The sequence below is a fragment of the Gammaproteobacteria bacterium genome, assembly GCA_003696665.1.
Lineage (GTDB): Bacteria > Pseudomonadota > Gammaproteobacteria > Enterobacterales.
The window spans coordinates 1-1,512 of record RFGJ01000518.1; the positions used below are offsets into that span (position 1 = coordinate 1).

A 1,512-nucleotide genomic window follows, 5' to 3' on the forward strand; every position below is an offset into this window, starting at 1 on the left:
AGGCGGCGCCATTCTGCGCCAGGTGCATATTGGTTAACCCTGACTTTTACATCACACAAATCATTGTCTTTCAGGTATTGTCTTAAATAATCTGTTGTTTTGTCAGATACATGGTGGTTGCCAACTCTCGTATCCAATAAAAGAATTTTACTTGGGAGAGACCATATATTCCCTAGTAGGTCAAGAAAGAAGTTCGGCCGACCTTGTTCAATTTGCGGCCTGTCAATGTCTATTTGGGGAGTGCATTCCCCCTGAACTCTCCTGGCCACATAGGGGTCTTTTGCACAACCGGAGATAAAACACAATGCCAAAGCTAATGTCAGGGACTTGAAAAAAACTTTTCTCATAGGTTGCTTTTGCTTCCCTCTCTCAGAATAAACGACGCTAAAGATCGAATCGATTGGAGAACCTCGCGCGCACTGTCTTCCCCTCCAATACGCACCCCAAAAGCCTTTTGGACAGCGACGACAACTTCTACTGCGTCCAAAGAATCCAAGCCCAAGACCGATTCTGGACCAATCAAGGGAGCGTCTGCGGGTACATCCTCCGGTGCGTCCGGGACATTACAGGTCTCAATAATTAATTGTAAAAGTTGCTTCTCGAGGTCACGGTTTTCTGACATTTACGACTCCTTAAAACATTCTACTTAGCATATCTGTGACGTTTGTTGAAGAACCATAATGAACATGTCAAAGTGGCGCCAAAGAAGGCAAGCAAGGCGACAAGATGAGGCCAGATGCTTGTTATATCGCCTCCGCGTACAAAGAGCTCAAGGAAGCCCTCCAGACCCCAATTAATAGGGGAGAGTTGGCTGAGTCGTTGCATCGCAGGCGGCATCACATAGACCGGGACCATGACACCTCCAATGGCTGCAGCGATGACTATGGATATCGCCCCAAACATGGAGGCCTGTTCGTAACTGCGTGCCATAACTCCCACGATCAGGCCATATCCGGTTGCTGCGAGTGCCGAGACCAAGCCCAGAACGGCGATTGCACCAGGATGGTCCCCCATTTGCAGAACCGGTGTCCCAAGAGCTGGTAAAAGATAGCGCCCAACCAGTAGCATCAAACCGAACTGCAACTGGCAAACGGTGACATAGGCCAGAAGTTTGCCGAAAAGAAGTGACCAGGCAGAAACCGGGAAGCAGAAAAGCCTTTGTAGCGTACCAAGTTGCCGTTCTCGTAACAGGGCTCCTCCCAGTGGCACGACAATAAAAAACATCCCGAACAGTGACCATGCAGGGACATTTTGCTGCACAGCATTGGGGCGTAAGGTTGGGTTTCCTGCGGGTGTTTCATGCACCTGAAACAGAGGTTTTGTAGGGGGAGAGGAGGTACTGGGCGCCAATTGGCTGGACAGAAAAGGTGCCAGTTGTTGCGATCGTTGTTGGACCTCCATTTCCAGCAGGGCAAGGCGCAGAGATGCCAGTACAGCGGTGCGAAAGACCCCCTGAACCGCAGGGTCAAAGCAGACTTCTACCTCCGTCTTGGCAGCGGGCGCCGCGTCCGG

3 protein-coding genes are annotated in these 1,512 nt (G+C 50.6%); all 3 read right to left on the reverse strand.

What is annotated here, in order from left to right; all coding sequences use genetic code 11:
• Positions 1–347 (reverse strand): hypothetical protein (locus tag D6694_12660; GenBank protein ID RMH38189.1); only part of this gene is annotated, 347 nt, incomplete at its 3' end.
• Positions 344–622: an acyl carrier protein gene (locus D6694_12665; protein RMH38190.1), complete on the reverse strand. Its 279-nt coding sequence runs from the start codon at positions 620–622 to the stop codon at positions 344–346. The genes D6694_12665 and D6694_12660, both read right to left, overlap by 4 nt.
• A gap of 20 nt (positions 623–642) precedes the next feature.
• Positions 643–1,512: ABC transporter permease (locus tag D6694_12670; protein ID RMH38191.1), on the reverse strand; the 870-nt coding region annotated here is incomplete at its 5' end.

What these genes read in the sequence shown, in the direction of transcription:
- D6694_12665 (RMH38190.1), bottom strand. Translation starts at nt 622, where the DNA reads ATGTCAGAAAACCGTGACCTCGAGAAGCAACTTTTACAATTAATTATT.